This is a genomic window from Clostridioides sp. ZZV15-6383, assembly GCF_020657735.1.
Classification (GTDB): domain Bacteria; phylum Bacillota; class Clostridia; order Peptostreptococcales; family Peptostreptococcaceae; genus Clostridioides; species Clostridioides difficile_D.
Window position 1 is genome coordinate 1 of the sequence record NZ_JAGWCV010000138.1, and the last position, 520, is coordinate 520.

The 520-nt window shown below is 28.5% G+C and carries 1 protein-coding gene and 1 pseudogene; both read right to left on the reverse strand.

All coding sequences use genetic code 11. The features are described 5' to 3' along the window. Window positions 1–137 (reverse strand): helix-turn-helix domain-containing protein (locus tag KGF42_RS19145; RefSeq protein ID WP_159462672.1); only part of this gene is annotated, 137 nt, incomplete at its 3' end. Between the two features lies 1 nt (window position 138). Beyond that, a pseudogene (locus KGF42_RS19150) lies at window positions 139–237 on the reverse strand (transposase); the annotation flags it as partial. Window positions 238–520: the final 283 nt, after the last annotated feature.

Below are 520 nucleotides of genomic sequence, written 5' to 3' on the forward strand. Positions count from 1 at the left end.
TTTTTATAAACTTCTATTCTTTTAGCAAGATACTTATTATATACAAATCTACAACATCCAAAAGTTTTGTTAATTAACTCTTGCTGTTTTTTATTTGGATACATTCTAAACTTATAAGCTTTTTCCACTACTACCACCTCACTTTACTTGCTTTTTCTGATTATTAATATATTTTCTTATCTGCTCTTCTGTATTTTCTGGTACAGTAGCAACGAAATAACTAGGATTCCAAAGATGTCTCCCCATAATACTGGATGTCTATATTTGACATACTATATGCATATCCTCTACCATGAGTAACTTCCATTTTCATCACCTATCATAATATTAAAATATGCAATTACTTAAAACAAGTATTTTGAAGGTTTTATATTTATTTTTAAATAACATATATAAGAAACGCAAATCTTAACTTTTATCATTTTTGAGGTTGTCGTTCACATAAGTTCGCTACTACCTATGCAGTTCTCTTATGAACTTCTTACACTTTCATGCAAGCACAGACTATATCTTATCCTTC